The organism is Papillibacter cinnamivorans DSM 12816, assembly GCF_900176335.1.
In the GTDB taxonomy this organism is placed as follows: domain Bacteria; phylum Bacillota; class Clostridia; order Oscillospirales; family Oscillospiraceae; genus Papillibacter; species Papillibacter cinnamivorans.
The window spans coordinates 82,395-100,611 of record NZ_FWXW01000005.1; the positions used below are offsets into that span (position 1 = coordinate 82,395).

The window sequence follows — 18,217 nt, forward strand, 5'->3', positions numbered from 1 at the left end:
TGCTCGTGCCTCCCTTCCTCATTTTATGTCTGTTTTATCCTTTGCCACCGCCGGGATTGCCGCCCCCTCCGGGAGCGCTGCCGCGGTTTCCCCCACCACCCGTCATTCCGCCGGGGCCTCCCGTCATGCCGCCGGAGGCGGAGCCTGCGGAGGTCACGATGTCCGAGAGGGTGACGGTATCGAGGAGCGTACCCGGAGTGTAGGTCCCGCCGGAATATACGCCGTCCTGAGCTTCTCCCGTGTCGCTGCCGCCGTAATAGATGCTGTAAGTTTTTCCGCTTTCCAGCGCAGGAGAACTGAAGACCACATTCTGGATCGTTTTGTCCGCAGCGAAGGTGAGCAGATCTGCGCCCGATTCATCCTGTATATGCACCAGGGTGCCCGCCGCCAGGGGCGATTGGAATGTGGCGGAAATGCAATACTGCTGCGAAGAGGAATCCGGCGTCTGCACCATACCCACGCTGCCCGCGGCCACTAAGAATCCGCCCGTCATCTGGAAAGTACCGTTATAGTCCAGGGCGCCGTTTCCGCTGTCGGTGGGTCCCTGCACGATGACGGTCCCGCCGCTCATGGTGATGGAGCCGTTGGAGTCCAGCCCGTCCCCGCCTGAGTTCACCATTATGGTGCCTCCGGTTATTTCAAGGGTATAGTCTGAGGAGGCTGCAAAGCTGTTTTGTCCGGGGCGTCCGCCCTGGGAGGAGCTGTCGCTGCCCCCGGCGACGTTGATCCCGTCGTCGCTGCTCACCGCGCGGATAGTACCGCCGGATATTTTGATGACGGCGCTTTCTACGCCCTCATAGCTCTTTGAAATTTCGATCTCGCCGTCCGAGATGGAGATGGAGGAGTCCGCGTGAATCCCGTCGTCACCGGAGGCGAGGGCAACGCTTCCTCCCTCAATGGAAATGCTCCCGTTGGAGTGCACCGCGTCGTCTTTGGAGTCGATGGCAAAGGTTCCTCCCAGGACGATGAGCTCCACCGCCGCCTTGAGTCCCTTATAGCTTTCGGTATCCCCGTCGGACAGGCTGTTTTCGCTGCCGCCCCCGGTTACTATATCAAAGGTGCCGGCCTGAATCACAAGGCCGGTCTCAGCCTGGATGCCGTCGTTTCCCGCCGTGATGTCAAAGGTGCCGTTTTCGATAGAAACAAATCCCTTGGCGGAATCGGAGTCTTCGGTGGATTTGATCCCGTCGCCCTGGGCGTCCACTGTCACCGAGGCGTTTTTCACCGCCACGTAGTCCTTGCCCCGGATACCGTCGTCCGCCGACGTGACGCGTATGGTGCCGCTCACCAGCTTTAGACCGTCCTTGGAAACGATACCGTCCAGATAAGAGGCGTTTACCGTGAGGGAGCCTTCGCCGTTTATGGTGAGGTCCGTTTTGCTGAAGACGGCGCCGTCCGGCTCGTCTTCCCCAGCGGCCAGGGTATATTCCCCGCCGTCGGCCAGGGTATTTTCCGTACCGTCGGCCAGAATGAGGATCACTTTTCCCGCGTTCACCGCGTACAGGGGCGCGCTGTCCGAACAGGTTACGGACGCTCCGTCCAGCACGATGCGGACCAGGTCGTCGTCCCCGGCGTCAACCAGGATCTGCCCGTCGCTCAAGGTGCCGGAAACCACATAGGTACCCGCGCTTTTTATGGTGACCGTGCTGCCCGAAACGGACGCTCCCTCCCCTTTCACGGAGGCAGAAGAGCCGGAAAGGACGACGGAAACCGCAGAGGCGGTATCCCACGAGGCGTCCAGGTCCTCCTGGTCATACTCCGCCGCATATTCGGAGACTACGGTCTGTGAAGCGGTCGTCTGGGGTGTTTCGGTCGTCTGCTCCGCAGCGGAGCTCTCCGTCGAGGCGCAGGAGGCCAGAAGGGATACTAAAAGCGCCAGGGCCAGGGCTACGGGAAATATGCTTTTTTTCAATCGGCAATGCCGCATGCACGTCATCCTTTACTTGGAATTTACAATCACTTTACCCAAAGATTGTGAATTCTCCGTGAATAGGGTATTACATTTTTGAAAACAAGCAATTGGATCCGATATCAGCTGAAATAAACCCGGAATCCCGCTAAAATAGGGATTTCCGGGTTTATTCCGGCAAAAAAGCCTTCTTTTCAGCTCAACCTTATTTTCAGCTGAAAGAAATTTTGTAACTGCCTGGCTGCAATCCTTTTCTCTATTTATCTGCAGCATTTCCCGCCGGCAGTCTGCGTTTTTATCTGTTATTACAATATTATACATTTTCCACCATCTTTTTTTGTTTTTCGCCAGGAAACTGTATAATTTTGCATTTTATAACAACAATCCTATTGTTTTTTTTATCGATATCTTATATTCTATATATAGCCGATGAGTTCAATCAAATACCTATATTTTGTACAAAAAACTTGATGGACGCATTTCAATTTTCAATCTGCAGCTTGAGTCTGCATGCGAAGCATCCGCCCAGAATTCGGGTTCCGTTTTTAGAAACCGTTTGTTTGGAGGGATGGTAATTGAGCGGTCCTATTCTCCTGGGGTTGGCCAATAACGCGGCCATTATGATGTCTCTGGCCGTAATTTATCAAATATCCTATCTTACCCGTTTCCGCGAAACCCAGCGCGGAAAGCTCATCAACGGTTTTTTGATCGGGTTTATCGTCACCATCGTCATGTCGTTCCCCGTGAATATTGCGGAAGGTGTTCTTTTTGACACACGGACCATTATCCTGAGCACCGCGGCTTTTACTTTCGGAGCCGTTCCAGCCGCCATCGCCTCGGGAATCGCCATCGCGTACCGCATCTTCATCGGCGGCACGGGAACTGCCATGGGGATTTTGATTATCCTGTCGTCTTTCACCATAGGGATTCTATGGAGGCGCTATATTTCACATAGAATAAGCATTCCAATGTTTCTGAATGTATACCTTCTGGGGATCACGGTGCATTTGAGCATGCTTGCCTGCATCCTGCTTTTGCCCCGGGTGCTCCGTTTTCAGGTGCTGAAGGATTTTATTTTTCCCGTGGTTCTCATTTTCCCTCTGGTCACCGTCTTTCTAACCATGCTGCTTCTGCGCCAGAAGGAACGGGAGGAATACCTGCTCCAGCTTGAGGAAGCGCAGGCCCGCTATAAAAGCCTTTTTTACCACAATTCTTCCATCATACTTCTTATCGATCCGGAAAACGGAAGCATACTGGAAGCCAATCCCGCAGCCTGCCGGTTTTACGGATGGTCCGAAGATAAGCTGAAAAGCATGAAGATTTCGGATATCGATCCCATTCCTGTAAAACATCTTTTTGAGAAATACGGCGATGCCCTGCCGGAAAGCCAGATCAGTTTTGTCAGCAAGCACAGAAGAGCCGCAGGAGAGCCTGCAGACGTGGAGGTTTTTCCCGGATCTATCGATCTGGCGGGTAAAAAATTGCTCTGCGTTATCATGCACGACGTGTCCAGCCGGGTTGCTGCGGAAAAGAGGCTGCTGGAAAGCGAAAGCCGTTTCAGGCAGCTGGTGGAGGGCGCGCCGGAGGCGATTTATATCAGGGCCGGTAACCGCTTTGCTTTTCTCAACCCGGCCGCCGTCTCACTGTTCGGAGCCCAAAGTGCCGAGCAGCTCATCGGAGCGCAGGTCTTCGAACGTTACCATCCGGATTATCTTCCCATCATCCAGAAGAGAATTGGGCTTCTCAGCAAGGATTCGAAAGTCATGCAGCCTGTAGAGCTTATCTTTTTACGTCTGGACGGCTCCTCCGTCTGGGTGGAAGTCGTCTCCATGATCCTGTTCGACGTTCAGATGGAAGAGGGTCTTCCCGATATCAAGTGCCGGAGCCAGCAGATCCAGCAGGTGCTTATGAACCTGCTGACCAACTCCAGGGACGCGCTGAATGAAAAATACCCCGGCTGTCACAAAAACAAGATCATGAACCTCACCTGCCGCCGTATGGAGAAAGACGGAAAGCCCTGGATCCGCACCGTGGTGGAGGATCACGGGGTGGGTATCCCAAAAGAGATTCAGGGCAAAATATTCGAGCCGTTTTTTTCCACCAAACCAAAGGATATCGGCACGGGTCTCGGCCTTTCCATCAGCTTTGGCATCATACGGGACCATCAGGGCGTCCTCCGCATCGATTCCCGGGAGGGTCGATACACGAAGATGATTCTGGATCTTCCCGCGGACAATGGCTGGACACTGGAGTGACAGCAGAGACCCGGCAATATCCATCCTGTTATATCAAATACTGATTGCCCGACGGTTATGAAGCTGTTTTTCTCCAGCCGTCATATCCTCAGGCTGTGCTTTCAGAAAGGAACCGTTATCATGAGCAGGATTTTAATCGTTGACGATGAAAAAAGCATCCGTATCACGCTATGCGAATTCTTAAAAGCCGAAAACATCCAGGCAGACTCGGCGGAGGACGCCGCGACCGCACTTCAGATGCTGGAAAAAGCCCCTTACGACGTGGTCTTTTCCGACATCATTATGCCCAATTCAAACGGTATCGATCTGCTGATTGAAATCAAAAAGCGGGCGCCTTCCATACAGGTTATCATCATGACAGGAGAGCCTACGGTGGAAACGGCCATCAAAGCCGTTCAGCAGGGCGCTCACGATTATCTGCCCAAACCCATCAATCGGAAAATGCTGATGAAAGCCGCAAACCACGCTCTGCAGGTCAAATCCCTTCTGGATCAGAAGGCTGCGCTGGAGGAGCTGAACCATATCTATCAAGCAGGCCTGGAACGGCTTGTCGGGCAAAGAACGACCGCGCTTCAAAACGCCATGCAGAGTATCATCATATTATTATCCACCATGACCGAAATACGGGATCCCTACACCGCAGGGCATCAGCGCAGAGTGGGCAATCTTTCCGCAGCCATCGCGGGTAAAATGGGCATGGCAAGCTCTACGGTGGAGCTGATCCGCATCATAGGGTACATACACGATATCGGCAAAATCGTCGTTCCCAGCGAAATTCTCACCAAACCGGGTGTTCTGAGCCCCCTGGAAAGGCAGATCATTCAGGAGCATTCCCAGAAAGGGTATGAAATGCTGTCCAAGGTGGATCTGCCGGCTATCATCGCGGAAACCGTCCTCCAGCATCACGAGCGCTGTGACGGAAGCGGTTATCCCAGAGGGCTGAAAGGTTCTGAAATCACAATGGAAGCCCAGATTCTAATGGTAGCCGATACGGTGGAAGCCATGATGTCCCACCGTCCCTACCGGGCAGCTCTGGGCCTGGATGCAGCTCTTAATGAAATCGAAAAAAACTCCGATAAGCTGTACAATCCAGAAATCGTCTCGGCCTGCAAAAATCTTTTTCTGGAGGGTCATTACAATAATGACGACTCGGAGCATATTTATTATCCCATCGGGGTCGTGTAACGCGAATTTTATCAGAGCCAGTGATAAACGACGATGATTCCGGCGGAGTGGGTTTCCCGACAGAAAAGAGCAAAAAAAGCGGAAGCGGGCAATACTGCCGGCTCCCAGATCGGAACATTCATTATTATTTATTTTCCCGCAGCAATCCGGGAAATGGGTATCCGGATTTCCCCGTTTATATGGTGCGGATGCAGTTTCGCCCTTCGTTCTTGGCTAGATACAGCGCCCGGTCCGCCATTTCGATAGCCCTGCGCACATCCTCCCTTCCGCTCAGCTTTATCGCCGCGATCCCCAAGCTGACCGAAACGTGATCGCAGGTCTCCGCCTGGTCGGTAGGCCCACCGATTTCCGCGACCTTACTGCGGATGGATTCGGCGGTTTTCCGGATATCCTCCTCGGGCTTGTTCAATGCGGCGTAAAGAAACTCTTCTCCGCCCCAGCGGCAGACGATCTCCATGGGCTCTCTCAGGACGGAGCCCAGCTGAGCCGCCACGGCGGATAGAATCCTGTCTCCCTCCTCATGCCCGTATGTATCATTGAAGTGCTTGAAATAGTCAATATCGATCATGATAATCGACAGAGTCATCTCCTCTTCCTGCTGGTTGTTGAAAGCCACGTCAATATAGTTGCGGAAGTTCCTCCGGTTGGGAAGGCCGGTGAGTTCGTCCAAAAGCGCCAGTTTCTTCAGCTGAAGGTTCGCCATGGAGAGCTTGGCGTTGATTTCCCGGTTCTCATCGATTTCCCTTTCCAGCATGGAATTGGACTCATTGAGAAGAAGTTTGCTTTTAAAGCTGCTGCAGTAGCTTTTATAAATCATCCTTGAAGCAAACCACGAAATAACGGTAAACACCGCTATATTCACGTAATGCCCGATGAGAATATCGCCGGAGGACTGAAAAAAGGGAAGCCCCACACAGAGGATCAGGACTGAAACGCAGTAGGGAACCCACATCTGCTGCGTGCTCATGACAAACACAATGGAGCACAGGACCATGTTCGTTATAAAGACCGTCAGATTCCCATAAAGACTTTGGTCCATCAGCGACACCAGGCTTCCCCAAGTGAGAATCAGCGTTATGTATGCAACCAGTCCCTTCTCCGCCTTTTTCATCCGGTCCGGGGAAATCTCCCCGGATTTATCTTTTTTCCGGGACAGGACCAGAAATGTGATGTTCAGCCCAATCATTACGGAATACATGGCAAAATAACCGTAAAAGCTGAACCTGTCGTCCACCTTCAGCAGAGCGGAGACCAGATCGATCCCGATAAAAATGCATTCCAGCACTATTATCAGCATCGCCAGTATTCTTCCTCTCCGAAGGTTGTCCTTCAGCAGTTCCCTTCGCAAATGAGCTTTGTCCTTATCCTTTATTTCGGGACATGCTAATAGCTCCGCCATATTCATTTTTATCCTCTCCCTCGGCTTTTTCCCGATACGTTCGACAGAATAACCCATATTGTAGTATTTATTGATTATTTCAAACATTATACTATTTTGTCTGCGTCAATTCAACTTGAACTGCTATCGAATTCTTCCCTTATTGTGATTTTTTAACAAATCGCTTCCCAAATCGCTAAAAATGCGCTAACATGAAAAAAACTGCACACATATACCACGTTCCGGCAGCGGATGGTCACAGCGGCGCAAACGCCGTATTCGCGGAACCGCGGCCTCAAAAACGGTATACTGCAGGAGCGTTGGAAGGAAGGGATATTGATGCACTTCCAATTTGTGCCCTACCTGTGGCTCTCACTGACATTGGTTGTACTGATGCTATCACTTTTCCATTTTGCCTGGAACAAGCGCTCCGTCCGGGGCGGACATACTTTTATAGCGGCTCTCAGCATCGTGATCCTTTGGGTCATCGCCCAGGCCATGGAATTTGCATCCGTTTCCCTGAGTGCCAAGCTTGCCTGGGCCAATCTCCAATATACCCTCATCAGCCTGTCCATCGCGGCTTATTTTTATCTCGCCGTGCTGTATACCGGAAGGGATCACTGGCTGAAGCTGCGCGCCCTGCGTTATTTGCTTCTGCTCGAACCCGCAATTGTAACCGTTCTCAGCTGGACCAACGGGATACACGGTCTTGTCCGGCGGAATGTCTACCTGGATTTGAGCGGAGCGTTTCCCCTGGTGGGAAAAACCTACGGGCCCGCCTTCTGGGCATTCTCGATCTACAATCTGTCACTGACCGTGTTTACCCTGCTTCTCCTGGCGCAGGCGCTCAATAAAAAGCCAAAAATTTACAGGGCGCAGATCTTATCCCTGTTTATCGGGCTTCTCCTCCCCGCCCTGTCGATCGCCGTATACATCACCGGGCTCACTCCCCTCCGGATCGATCCGACCCCCATGGTGCTCGGCGCTTCCTGCATCATTATCTTCCAGGGAATCTTTCGTTACCATTTGTTTGACATCGTACCCATCGCCCATTCCACAATTATTCAGGAAATGAGTACGGGTATGATCCTGTTCGACCGTGGCGGAAACGTTCTGGAGATCAATCCCGCCGCCAGAGACATGCTGGAGCTGTCTCCCCGGCGGAACTGGGACATGCCGGCGGAAGAACTCCTTAAGGAGTATCCCCAGCTTCTGCGCATCTGTCAGGGGCAGGCCGAGCACGTGGAAGAGGCTGCTTTGGGGAAAAGTAACACACGCTACTTCGAGGTCTCTTTCAAGCAGCTGACCGATTCCGGAAAAAAGCCTCTGGGATGGATCATGCAGATTTACAATATCAACGAGCGGAAGCTGGAAACGGAAAAAATGCGGGAAGCGGCGTCTCACGATGCCCTCACCAGCCTGCCGAACCGGGCGTATCTGGAAAAAATGCTCTCGGATTGTCTTGAAAATGCCAGAAAACACGACTCCGTTCTGGCTCTGGCCTACCTGGACCTTGACAATTTCAAGCAAGTCAACGATACATACGGTCACGACGCAGGGGACGCCATGCTCCGGGAGGTAGCCTGCCGGCTCAAGACAACCCTGCGGGAAACGGATATCGTTTCCAGGTACGGAGGAGATGAATATATCATCCTCTTTCCCTCTATCGGCAACTTCGATAGCTCTGTACTGATCCGGGAAAAGATCCTGCGCGCTTTCGAAGGCGGTTTCCCCTGTAACGGCGCCATCATCCAGATCCGCGCCAGCATCGGCTTTGCCTTATATCCCAAAGACGGAAACTGTATGGCCGAACTGATCCGATACGCGGATCAGGCCATGTACAGGGCAAAGGGCTCCAAACGCTGCCGCCACGACTCCACAAAGGATACGGAATCCGAAAAAGCGTAGGACGCCGCCATACGAAACGCCTGACACAGCCGCCAGAGCGGCGAGCGGGCGATGGGATTTTTTCTGCAAAAAAAGACCGCGCCGGCACACGCCGGTGCGGTCTTTTTTTGATATTCAAGAGGAAGCCGCGCCCTGCTGCGATAGGGATTCGGAGCCCTGATTCCCACCGGGAGCCCCGCCGGAGGGAGGTGTCTGGTTTCCGCCGGAAGGCGCTATTCCTCCGCCTCCCCCGAAGCCGCCGTTTCCGGCCTGCCCGCCGCCGGTATTGCCGATGGTTCCCAAGGCCGACATATCAAGGCCCGAAGCATCCACCAGGGCCTCGCTCCCCGACTGGGCCTCCAGGGTGGAGGGAATGCTGCCGTCCAACTGCCCGGCAACGCTCTGGGCCCGGAGGGACGCGAAGGTTTTCAGCTCTTCCACGCCCGCCGTATAAGCGTCATAGCCCTCAAAGGAGGTGTCGTCGTCTTTTACGTAGCTGTCGATGACTTCGCTGACGGCGTCCACCTTTTCCGCAAACTTCCCGGAGGTGACGTATTCGGCAAGCTGGGACAAATACTCGTGGTACTTCGCCAGATATTCGTCGTTTTCCAAAAGCTTTCCGATGATGGGCCGCTCGTCGGCCGTGACGCCGGAAAAGACGGTGTCGACGGCATAGTTCACGGCATCGGAGGCGCCGGAGGAATTGTAAGTGCCGAAGGAGAGGTTGTAGTCCCAGGGGATCATGGAGAGCTGTCCGTTATCCTCATAGAGGCAGTAATTGTGGCCCATGTTGGACAGGTAGCTGTCCAGGTTCACTAGAAAGACATTGGTGGCCGCGTAACGGAGCACCTCGTCCACATTGATGTATTTCTCCAGGTCTTCCCCCTCGCCGATGCCCTTGAGGGAAGCGATGAGTTGATTTTCGTCCTCTTCGGTAACGTCTGTGATGGCATTGTCAAAGATATTAGAGTAGCTGGACAGCTCGTCGTCGGTATAGACAAGGTTTACTCCCAGCGCCCCTCCGTCCATGCTGGAGGTGCCTCCCCCGCCGAAATTCTGCCCGTTTCCGCCCGGTGCTCCGCCGGACATGCCGGGCCCGCCGCCGTTTGCGTTGTCCGAAGTCCGGGGCATATCGGAGGGCATGACGGCTCCGTCGCCGGAGGGCTGAGGCACGGCGTTACCGGAAGGCGCCGCCGGCTGCTCCGCCGCAGCGGGCGTTACCGCCGCAGTTACGTCCTCACCGTCCGCAGCCTGGGCTGCGCCCTGAGCATTATCATCCATATCCAGGCTCTCTGGCTTGTAAGCTTTGCCGGTGTAATTTTCCCCGTAGTTTCTCTCAAGGAAGCTCTCGTCCACGTCTTCCACCGCCAGGAAGAGGCCGTAGTGCTCCCCGTTCACGGAGATATCCGCGAAGGTGCACAGCGACGAGGGAACCTCCATGTAGTTCAAAAGGGCATAGGACATGTACTCCTTGAGATAGGTGGAGTCGCCATAGATGTTGTTGAGATCCAGGGTGTCCAGACCATAGCAGTTCTGCCCCTCAGCGTATTTGTCGAAGTTTAGCTTCAGACTGAACCGGTCGCTTCCCGAGGCCGCCACCTGAGTCAGGGTGGTATTTCCCTTGGTCTTAATCCCCACGTCCTTGAACGTGACGCCGTTGATTTCCACGTCCGCGCTGATATAGGGCTTGGATACGGCATTTTCCATGAGAGAATCCCAGTCCTCCTGGGAGGCAGTTATGTTGACGGTGATGACATCCTTGCCGAAGATTTCAGTTTCGTAATCCCCTTCACCGGAGGCCGCAGCGGTGGCCTGCCCGCCGGAGGAACCGGAAGAACAGCCCGCAAGCCCCGCAAGAACCGCAATCGCAGTGAGAAATGAAAGAACCCTTCGCTTCATCGCACGCAGCGCCTCTCTTTCCAACAATCTATCTTTCCTTCCCGGTACGTTTCACAGCCGGATACCGGAATGGTATGCCGGGATTGTTACAAGCCAATGAACAGGCCATTTCCAAACTGTTAACAGTCTGAAAATTTTTCCAGTTGTCCATACTTTTTGTCACATTATTATCCAATGAAACTGCTGATATAACGGGTGAAACCGTATGGGCGCCCCCGTCTCCGGCGGGGGCGCCCATACGGTTTTATTTCATCCTTTTTATTTGGAAATCGTATCACACAGGAATTTTACAGTACCGCGCGGTTGGATTTTATACAGCGCCTGTACAATTGCCTCAAGCTACTCGAGAAAAAGGGGAGAAAGATATGAGAATCGGAAACAGAATCAAATCCGCAGTAGGAGCCCTGCTTCTGGCCGGCATGGCGCTGTCCATGGCGGGATGCAGCGCCTCCGTCACTCCGTCCGGAACCGCCTCCGCCACCCCCGCTCCCACCGAAGCGGCCAAGTACTCCGACACCATCACCATCGTGTGGTATCCCAACGAATCCGCCGCAGATTACGGTCCGGCCCGGGATGAAATCGCAAAGCTGATTGAAGAGGCCACAGGCAAGAAGGTGGAGCACAAGCTCACCACCGACTACTCCATCGCCATCGAGGCCATTGCTTCCGGCACCGCCCAGATCTGCTTCATGGGCGCCCAGGGATATATCGAAGCGAAAAACAAGAACGACGCCGTGGAGCCCCTCTTCGTCAACTCCGGCGCCTCCGGCACCCTGGACGACGCCATCTACTACAGCTGGTTCGCCGTGAATAAGGGCGACGAGGGCAGCTACATGGACAGTGGCAAATACTCCATCACCAACGTGGAGGGCAAGCGGATGTCCTTCGTATCCAACAGCTCCACCTCCGGCTTCAAGATCCCCACGAACGCCATCCTCACCCTGTTCAGCCAGACCGACAAGTGGAAGAACATCACCGTGGACGACCTGGTGGAAGGCGGCAAGGACAAGTTCTTCTCCGAGGTCCTCTTCGGCGGCTCGCACCAGGGCTCGGCCGTCAATCTCCTGTCCGGCAAGGCCGACGTCGCGGCCTTCTGCGACACCGAAATGGCCCCCTATATGAATCTGGCCTCGGGCGAAGCCAACAAAGCCGGCGCCGTCTACGAGGTTTCCAAGGACGCTTCCGCCCCCTTCGACACTTTGACGGGCAAGCAGTGCGTGGTCATCAAGTCCACTCCCGTGCTCAACGGCCCCTTCGCCTATAACTCCGAATTCCTGAGTCCCGAGGACGTCCAGGCGATCCAGAAGGTATTCACCTCCGAGGATACGGCGAACGATCCCCTCATCTTCATCACCTCCGACTCCGCCAACAAGGGCATGTTCAAAAAGACCGACAAGGAGTGCTTCGTCCTGGTGGACGATTCCTGGTACAACCCCATCCGCGAGATGGAATAATCCAGTAGACCGGGGTGAGCTTTTTTGGCGCTGCTTGAAGTAAAAAACCTGAGCAAGACATACGACAACGTGACGACGGCACTGCAGGACATTTCCCTCTCCGTCGAGGAGGGCGAATTCGTATCCGTCATCGGCCCTTCCGGCGCCGGCAAATCCACGCTCCTGCGAAGCATCAACCGCCTGGTTGATGCTTCGCAGGGCACCATTCTTTTCGACGGGCAGGACATCACCCGCGTCAAGGGGAAGGAGCTTCGCCGGGTACGGACCAAAACGGGCATGATCTTCCAGCACTACAACCTGGTCAACCGCCTAAGCGTCATAGAAAACGTGCTTCACGGCAGGCTGGGATACAAATCCGCCCTGAGCGGCTCCGTGGGCTACTATACCGAGGGGGAAAAGGAACAGGCCTTCGTGATCCTCAGCAAGCTGGGGCTCACGGAGCAGGCGTACAAGCGCTGCGACGAGCTGTCCGGCGGGCAGAAGCAGCGGGTGGGCATCGCCCGGGCCCTCATGCAGGAGCCCCGGCTCATCCTCTGCGACGAGCCCATCGCCTCTCTGGATCCCGGCTCCTCAAAGGTCATCATGGATTATCTCCGGGAGATCAACAAAACCATGAAGATCACCTGTCTTGTAAACCTCCATCAGGTGGAGGTTGCCGTGCGCTATTCGGAGCGGATCATCGGGATCACGGGGGGCACGGTGGTATACGACGGACCTGCCGGGGAGCTTTCCGAGCGCATGATTCACAGCATTTACCAGTCCGCCGAGGGCGGGCTGATCACGGACGTGAGGGAGCGGCAATGACGGAGGGAACGAAAGCTTCCAAAAGCCTGTCCGTCTTTTCCAGGAGAAAGCGGGTATACACCGTCACCATCCTATGCGTGCTGGCGCTGTTTTTCTTCGCCTCCGCCGTAACCCGGTACGACCCCTCCGCGGGGCTCGCGGCCCTCCCCCGGGCCTTTCTCTGGATCGTATCGAACCTGGTGCCCGACGAAAAAGCCCTCACAAGGCTCCCCAACATCCTGAAAAAGCTCACGGAAACCGCGCTTCTGTCCGTGGCGGTGACGGTCACCGCCGCCGTTTTCGCCTTTTTCTTCAGCCTGATGGGTTCCAAAACGACCCGGCCCAGCGAGCCGGCCGCAAAGGCCGTACGGATCACGGCGGCCTTCTTCCGGAACGTTCCCGACGTCGTGTGGGCCATCCTTCTCATGTTTTCCTTCGGACAAAATATTTTAACCGGGTTCTTCGCCCTGTTTTTCACCACCTTCGGAATGCTCACCCGGGCCTTCATCGAGACGGTGGACGAGGTCAGCGCCGACTGCGTGGAGGCGCTGCACGCCACGGGAGCCACCTATATGCAGACGGTTTTCCAGGGGATCGTGCCCTCCTCCGTCTCGGAAATCCTCACCTGGGTCTTATTCATGATAGAAACCAACATCCGAAGCTCCACCCTCATCGGCATCCTGACGGGCACGGGAATCGGCTATCTCTTCGACCTGTACTACAAGCGGCTGGACTACGCCTCGGCCAGCCTGGTGGTGCTGTCCATCGTCGTGCTGGTCATTGTCCTCGAAACCATTACGGGAAAAATCAGGAAGGTGATCCTCTGATGAACGAAGTGCTCTCCGCCGAAAAAGCCGTCTCCGGCTTTGAGCTCCGGCGTTATATGCGCACAACCTCCAACGGAAAGATCCGGACGGGCGCCGTCAGCCGCAGCGGCCTTGCCGTCAAGCTCACCCTCGCCGTTCTGGCGGGGCTCACCGTGGCGGGCTTTCTGACCTTCGACTACAAGGATATCGTCCTCTCCGAGGCCGTGGGCGCAACGCTTAAGAACATCGGAACGGTGTTTCTCTCTCCGAGGCTGAAATACGACACCTTCCAGGGAATTCTCCACGAGCTTCTCATCACCTTCTGCCTGGGCATCCTGGCCACCATATTCGGCGCCATTATCGCCTTTTTCGCCTCTTTGCTGTGCGCAAAAAATATCGCCAATCCCGGGATCGCCGCCGTGGTGCGGAGCATCGTCGCCTTTATCCGGGCGGTACCCACCATCCTGTGGGTTTTGATCTTCGCCGTGTCAGCCGGGCTGGGCAGCGTTGCCGCCGTGGCGGGCCTCACCTTCCACAGCGCGGGGTACCTCATCAAGGTGTATTCCGAGTCCATCGAGGAAATGGACTACGGGACTATCGAGGCGCTGAAGGCCTGCGGGGCCGGCTTCTGGCCCATCGTGTTCCAGGCCATCGTCCCGTCCTCCCTCCGCTACATGCTGGCCTGGACCTTCATGCGCTTCGAGATCAATTTCACCAACGCCATCGCCATGGGGGCCGCCGCGGGAGCGGGAGGCATCGGCTACAACCTCTTCATGGCCGGCAGCTTTTATTTCGACATGCGGGAGATGGGCTTCATCACCTATGTGGTTTTTATAGCGGTCATTCTCCTGGAAGCCATCGCCACGCAAATCAAGGCAAAAGTAAAGTAGAGGGATACCATGGACAAAAAACGAATCTTTCGAATCCTCAACCGGGCGGACCGGGACTTTGTCGCCGGCCTGGCTTCGGAATTCAAGGAAACCCACGCCGTCACCGTCCTCCGGGAACCCAACAAGACCCTCGCCATGATCCGGCTCCGGGAGCCGGTGAAGGAAAGCCTCTTTTACATCGGCGAGGCCATGGTGAGCGAGGCCGTGGTCGAGCTGGACGGCACGAAGGGCGCCGCCGTCTCCATGGGAGACGATTTTGATAAGACGCTGGACATGGCGATCCTGGACGCCGCCTGCAACCGGGGCGTCTTCCACAGCGAGGAGGCCCTTCTCGCCCTGGAACAGGCGCAGCGGGAAGCGGAGGAAAAGGAAAACGCGCTGCATCTGAAAACCATGGTCAGCTTCCGCTCCATGGATCCGGAGGTGCCGGCGAAATGACAGCGCTTACGAAAAAGCACCGCTTCGACGAGGTCTACGACGCCCAGAAGGTCTACCGTCTTCTGCTCACAGCCGTGTCCAACCCCGCCAAATCGGTAAATATCCGTGAATACGCCGAAAAGCTCTACGGGGCCCATCCTGCCATGCTGACCCTGGCCTTTACCCTTCTGGACAACGAGGTAGGCTTTTCCGTACTGGAGGACGAGGCTCTTGCCGGAGACATCGCCTGCCTTACCCTCTCCAGGGAGGCCGAACCCGAAGAGGCGGACTACCTTTTCGTAACAGATCCGTCGCTTCTGGAAGACGCGGTACGGCGCGCAAAGTGCGGCACCCTGCGGGACCCCCACCGGTCGGCCACGCTGATCGTGGAGTGTGCGGGACGGGCCGGGCTTTTTTTACGGCTTGCCGGACCCGGGATCGGGGAGGCCTCGGAATTTTCCGTGACGGAAACGGTAAAAACCGCCCTGGAGTTCCGGGACAAGCAGTGCTACGAAGCCCCCTGCGGCATCGATTTCGTCTTCGTTTCTGAGGACGGCGGGCTACTCGCCCTGCCCCGCCTGGTGCGAAGGGAGGCGCGGTAGATGGCGTACGTGGCCGTTTCCGGCGGCGAAGAGGCCATCGAGGCCAGCATCCGGCTGCTGCGGTACTACCGGAGCGGAAGCGATAAGGATCTGGACCTGGAGGCCCTGGAAAACAAGCTCTCCCTCCTGGTGGACCGGGTCATGGGGGAGGCCGGGTTTTACTCCCGGCGGTACGCGGCCCTGGCCCTCAAGCAGAGCGAGGGCTGCGTGGAGGAGGCGGTGTTCCTGCTGCGGGCCTACCGCTCCACCCTAACGAGAAAATACTATTCCACGGTGGTGAACACGGAGGAGATGCGGATGGTCCGCAGGATCTCCGCCGCCTTCAAGGACATCAAAGGCGGACAGATCCTGGGGGCCACCTATGACTACACCCACCGGCTTCTGAATTTCTCACTGGCGCGGGAGGACGCGCCGGCGCTGCGGGAATCCGTCCGGCAGGAGCTGGAGGCACAGGTTCCCCTTACCGTCGAGCCCTGCACCCGCGTCTCCTCCGAACTCAAGGGAGAGGGGCTCATCGACTCCTGCCCGGAAGACGACGCGAACCCCTTCGACGTGACGGAGGCCCTTCTGGAGTTCCCCGCCCCCCGGAGCGCCCGGCTCCAGACCCTCGCCCGAGCGGACACGGGCTTTCTCTCGGGCATGGCCTATTCCGCCCTCCGGGGCTACGGCCTTGCGCATCCTACGGTGGGAGAGCTCCGGACGGGACTGGCCGAACTCTGCGTGCCCTATCCCTTAGACGAGAGCCAGAGCATCTATGTGGGAGAAATCCTTATCACGGAGGCCGAGACCTTTACGGAGGCCGACGACAAGGACAGGCTGAAGCTGGCCGTGGGCTACGGGGCGGTGTTCGGCAGGAACGAGAACAAGGCCATCGCCATGGCCATCCTGGACCGGGAGCTGGAGGCAAACGGCCCCTACCCCGCCCAGAGCGAGGAATTCGTGCTGACCCACGGGGACAGCCTGGAGATGAACGGATTTCTGTCCCATCTCAAGCTCCCCCATTACGTCACCTTCCAATCGAAGCTGGACGCCGTTAGAAAGACAAGAGGAGGAAAGGCCTGACGATCCGGGCCCAGAGCAATGGACAACAATTACAACTACGCCTTCCTGGATGAGGGCTCGAAACGGGAGATCCGGCGGGCCAGCCTCAAGGCCGTGGCCATCCCCGGCTACCAGGTGCCCTTCGGCTCCCGGGAGCTGCCCATCGGCCGGGGCTGGGGGACCGGCGGCATCCAGCTCACCCTCTCCCTCATCGGGCCGGGGGACGTTCTCAAGGTGATCGACCAGGGAAGCGACGAGAGTGTGAACGCTGTAAACATCAAGAAGTTTGTGGGACTCACCACCGATGTTAAAACCACGGTGAAAACCGAAGAGGCCACCATTATCCAGACGCGGCACCGGATCCCGGAAACACCCATGAAGGAAGGCCAGATCCTGGTTTTGCAGGTCCCCATGCCGGAGCCTCTTCGCATCGTGGAGCCCCGGGAGGAGATCACGAAAAAAATGCACGCCGAGGGGGACTACTCCCCCATGTGGCTTTTGCTCTACGAGAGCCTTATCCGTTACGGCAGGATAACGGTTGCCTCGGAATACCCCTGCCTGGTGGAGGGGCGGTACATCATGAACCCCAGCCCCATTCCCAAGTTCGACAACCCCAAGCTGGACGGCGCCGACTGCCTTTTCCTCTTCGGGGCGGGACGGGAAAAGAAGATCTACGCCATCCCGCCCCACACCCGGGTGATCCCTCTGGCCTTCGACGACGTGCCCTTTGAAAAGGAGAGCTTTCCCGGCCGGCGCTGCCGCCTGTGCGGAAGCGGGGGCACCTACCTGGACGAGCTTTTCGACAGCGCCACCGGAGAAAAATACTACCAGTGCTCCGATACTTCCCACTGTCAGGAGGTGCGGGGATGCATCTGAAGGAAAAGCCCGTCCTGGAGGTCAAACACCTGTCGGTGCGCTACGGAGAGGGCTGCGAGGCCTGCCGGAGCTCTCTGGAGAAAAACCGCTGCCCCGTCTGCGGAACCGTCTGGGCGGCAAACGACATCTCCCTGGAGGTCTATCACGGGGAGGTGCTGGGCATCGTAGGCGAGAGCGGCTCCGGCAAATCCACTTTGATGCGGTGCCTCTATCTGGACATCGAGCCCACCGGCGGCAGCGCGTTTTTTAAGGACTACAAAAGCGGGCGGACGAGCATCTGGGACGTAAGCGCCGCGGAAAAGCGAAGGGTGCGGAACCATCTCATGGGCATGGTCTACCAGAATCCGATCCTGGGGCTGCGGATGGACTTCACCTCCTCTGCCAACATCGCGGAAAAACTCATCGCGGCGGGCGAGCGGGACGCCGGAGCAATGACCGGCCGCGCGACGGAGCTTCTGGAGGCGGTGGAAATCCCCTCCTCCCGCATGAAGGAACCGCCCCGGGTCTTTTCCGGGGGCATGCAGCAGCGGGTCCAGATCTCCCGGGCCCTGGCCAACCACCCGTCCCTCCTGCTGCTGGACGAGGTCACCACGGGTCTGGACCTGTCGGTGCAGGCCAAGGTACTGGACCTCATCCGGAAAATCCGCGCGAAATACGGCGTATCCATCCTGCTGGTATCCCACGACCTGGCGGTCATCCGCATGCTGGCCGACCGGACGGTGGTGATGCTGGACGGAAAAATCGTGGAGAGTGGACTCACGGACCAGATCCTGGAGGACCCGCAGCACGCCTATACCCAGCAGCTGGTACATTCGCTGATATGACGGAGGGAACC

The 18,217-nt window shown here is 56.6% G+C and carries 15 protein-coding genes; 12 read left to right on the forward strand and 3 right to left on the reverse strand.

Translation table 11 applies throughout. From position 1 onward, the window contains the following. Positions 1-34: 34 nt before the first annotated feature. On the reverse strand, positions 35-1,912 hold the full coding sequence (locus tag B9A13_RS08820; protein ID WP_143806928.1) for a carbohydrate-binding domain-containing protein: 1,878 nt from the start codon (positions 1,910-1,912) through the stop codon (positions 35-37). A 572-nt stretch (positions 1,913-2,484) separates the two neighbouring features. Here B9A13_RS08820 and B9A13_RS08825 point away from each other — a divergent pair. Together B9A13_RS08825 and B9A13_RS08830 are read left to right on the forward strand one after the other, a co-directional pair. Next, positions 2,485-4,164: a PAS domain S-box protein gene (locus B9A13_RS08825; protein ID WP_084234782.1), complete on the forward strand. Its 1,680-nt coding sequence runs from the start codon at positions 2,485-2,487 to the stop codon at positions 4,162-4,164. Positions 4,165-4,284: 120 nt separating this feature from the next. Then, positions 4,285-5,349: an HD domain-containing phosphohydrolase gene (locus tag B9A13_RS08830; protein ID WP_159448083.1), complete on the forward strand. Its 1,065-nt coding sequence runs from the start codon at positions 4,285-4,287 to the stop codon at positions 5,347-5,349. 175 nt (positions 5,350-5,524) lie between these two features. On the opposite strand, the gene B9A13_RS08835 is transcribed toward B9A13_RS08830, so the two are convergent. Further along, positions 5,525-6,646, reverse strand: a complete 1,122-nt coding sequence (locus tag B9A13_RS08835; protein ID WP_159448084.1) for a GGDEF domain-containing protein — start codon at positions 6,644-6,646, stop codon at positions 5,525-5,527. Between the two features lie 420 nt (positions 6,647-7,066). Between B9A13_RS08835 and B9A13_RS08840 the strand changes: the two genes are divergently transcribed. Beyond that, positions 7,067-8,635 carry a histidine kinase N-terminal 7TM domain-containing protein gene (locus B9A13_RS08840; protein ID WP_159448085.1) on the forward strand — a complete coding sequence of 523 codons (1,569 nt, stop codon included), beginning with the start codon at positions 7,067-7,069 and terminating at the stop codon, positions 8,633-8,635. A gap of 114 nt (positions 8,636-8,749) precedes the next feature. On the opposite strand, the gene B9A13_RS08845 is transcribed toward B9A13_RS08840, so the two are convergent. Further along, positions 8,750-10,540, reverse strand: a complete 1,791-nt coding sequence (locus B9A13_RS08845; RefSeq protein ID WP_143806929.1) for a CotH kinase family protein — start codon at positions 10,538-10,540, stop codon at positions 8,750-8,752. A gap of 338 nt (positions 10,541-10,878) precedes the next feature. On the opposite strand from B9A13_RS08845, the gene B9A13_RS08850 reads away from it, so the two are divergent. From B9A13_RS08850 to B9A13_RS08890, 9 genes are read left to right on the forward strand one after another with little or no spacing between them, the layout of a single operon-like run. Next, positions 10,879-11,967 carry a PhnD/SsuA/transferrin family substrate-binding protein gene (locus B9A13_RS08850; RefSeq protein WP_084234787.1) on the forward strand — a complete coding sequence of 363 codons (1,089 nt, stop codon included), beginning with the start codon at positions 10,879-10,881 and terminating at the stop codon, positions 11,965-11,967. A 24-nt stretch (positions 11,968-11,991) separates the two neighbouring features. Continuing rightward, a complete protein-coding gene (phnC, locus tag B9A13_RS08855) occupies positions 11,992-12,771 on the forward strand; it encodes a phosphonate ABC transporter ATP-binding protein (protein WP_084234788.1) in 780 nt (259 codons plus the stop codon). Next, a complete protein-coding gene (locus tag B9A13_RS08860) occupies positions 12,768-13,577 on the forward strand; it encodes a PhnE/PtxC family ABC transporter permease (protein WP_084234789.1) in 810 nt (269 codons plus the stop codon). Before phnC ends, B9A13_RS08860 begins: the two co-directional genes overlap by 4 nt. Then, positions 13,577-14,446, forward strand: coding sequence for a PhnE/PtxC family ABC transporter permease (locus B9A13_RS08865; protein ID WP_084234790.1), 870 nt, complete (start codon positions 13,577-13,579; stop codon positions 14,444-14,446). The genes B9A13_RS08860 and B9A13_RS08865 overlap by 1 nt, the downstream gene beginning before the upstream one ends. Before the next feature lie 9 nt (positions 14,447-14,455). Then, positions 14,456-14,884: a phosphonate C-P lyase system protein PhnG gene (locus B9A13_RS08870; protein ID WP_084234791.1), complete on the forward strand. Its 429-nt coding sequence runs from the start codon at positions 14,456-14,458 to the stop codon at positions 14,882-14,884. Next, the gene (gene phnH, locus B9A13_RS08875; RefSeq protein ID WP_084234792.1) at positions 14,881-15,465 is read left to right on the forward strand and encodes a phosphonate C-P lyase system protein PhnH; all 585 of its coding nucleotides are present in this window, start codon (positions 14,881-14,883) and stop codon (positions 15,463-15,465) included. Before B9A13_RS08870 ends, phnH begins: the two co-directional genes overlap by 4 nt. After that, a complete protein-coding gene (locus B9A13_RS08880; RefSeq protein WP_084234793.1) occupies positions 15,466-16,527 on the forward strand; it encodes a carbon-phosphorus lyase complex subunit PhnI in 1,062 nt (353 codons plus the stop codon). A gap of 18 nt (positions 16,528-16,545) precedes the next feature. Continuing rightward, positions 16,546-17,382 carry an alpha-D-ribose 1-methylphosphonate 5-phosphate C-P-lyase PhnJ gene (locus B9A13_RS08885; RefSeq protein ID WP_084234794.1) on the forward strand — a complete coding sequence of 279 codons (837 nt, stop codon included), beginning with the start codon at positions 16,546-16,548 and terminating at the stop codon, positions 17,380-17,382. After that, positions 17,373-18,206, forward strand: a complete 834-nt coding sequence (locus tag B9A13_RS08890; RefSeq protein ID WP_084234795.1) for an ATP-binding cassette domain-containing protein — start codon at positions 17,373-17,375, stop codon at positions 18,204-18,206. Before B9A13_RS08885 ends, B9A13_RS08890 begins: the two co-directional genes overlap by 10 nt. Positions 18,207-18,217: the final 11 nt, after the last annotated feature.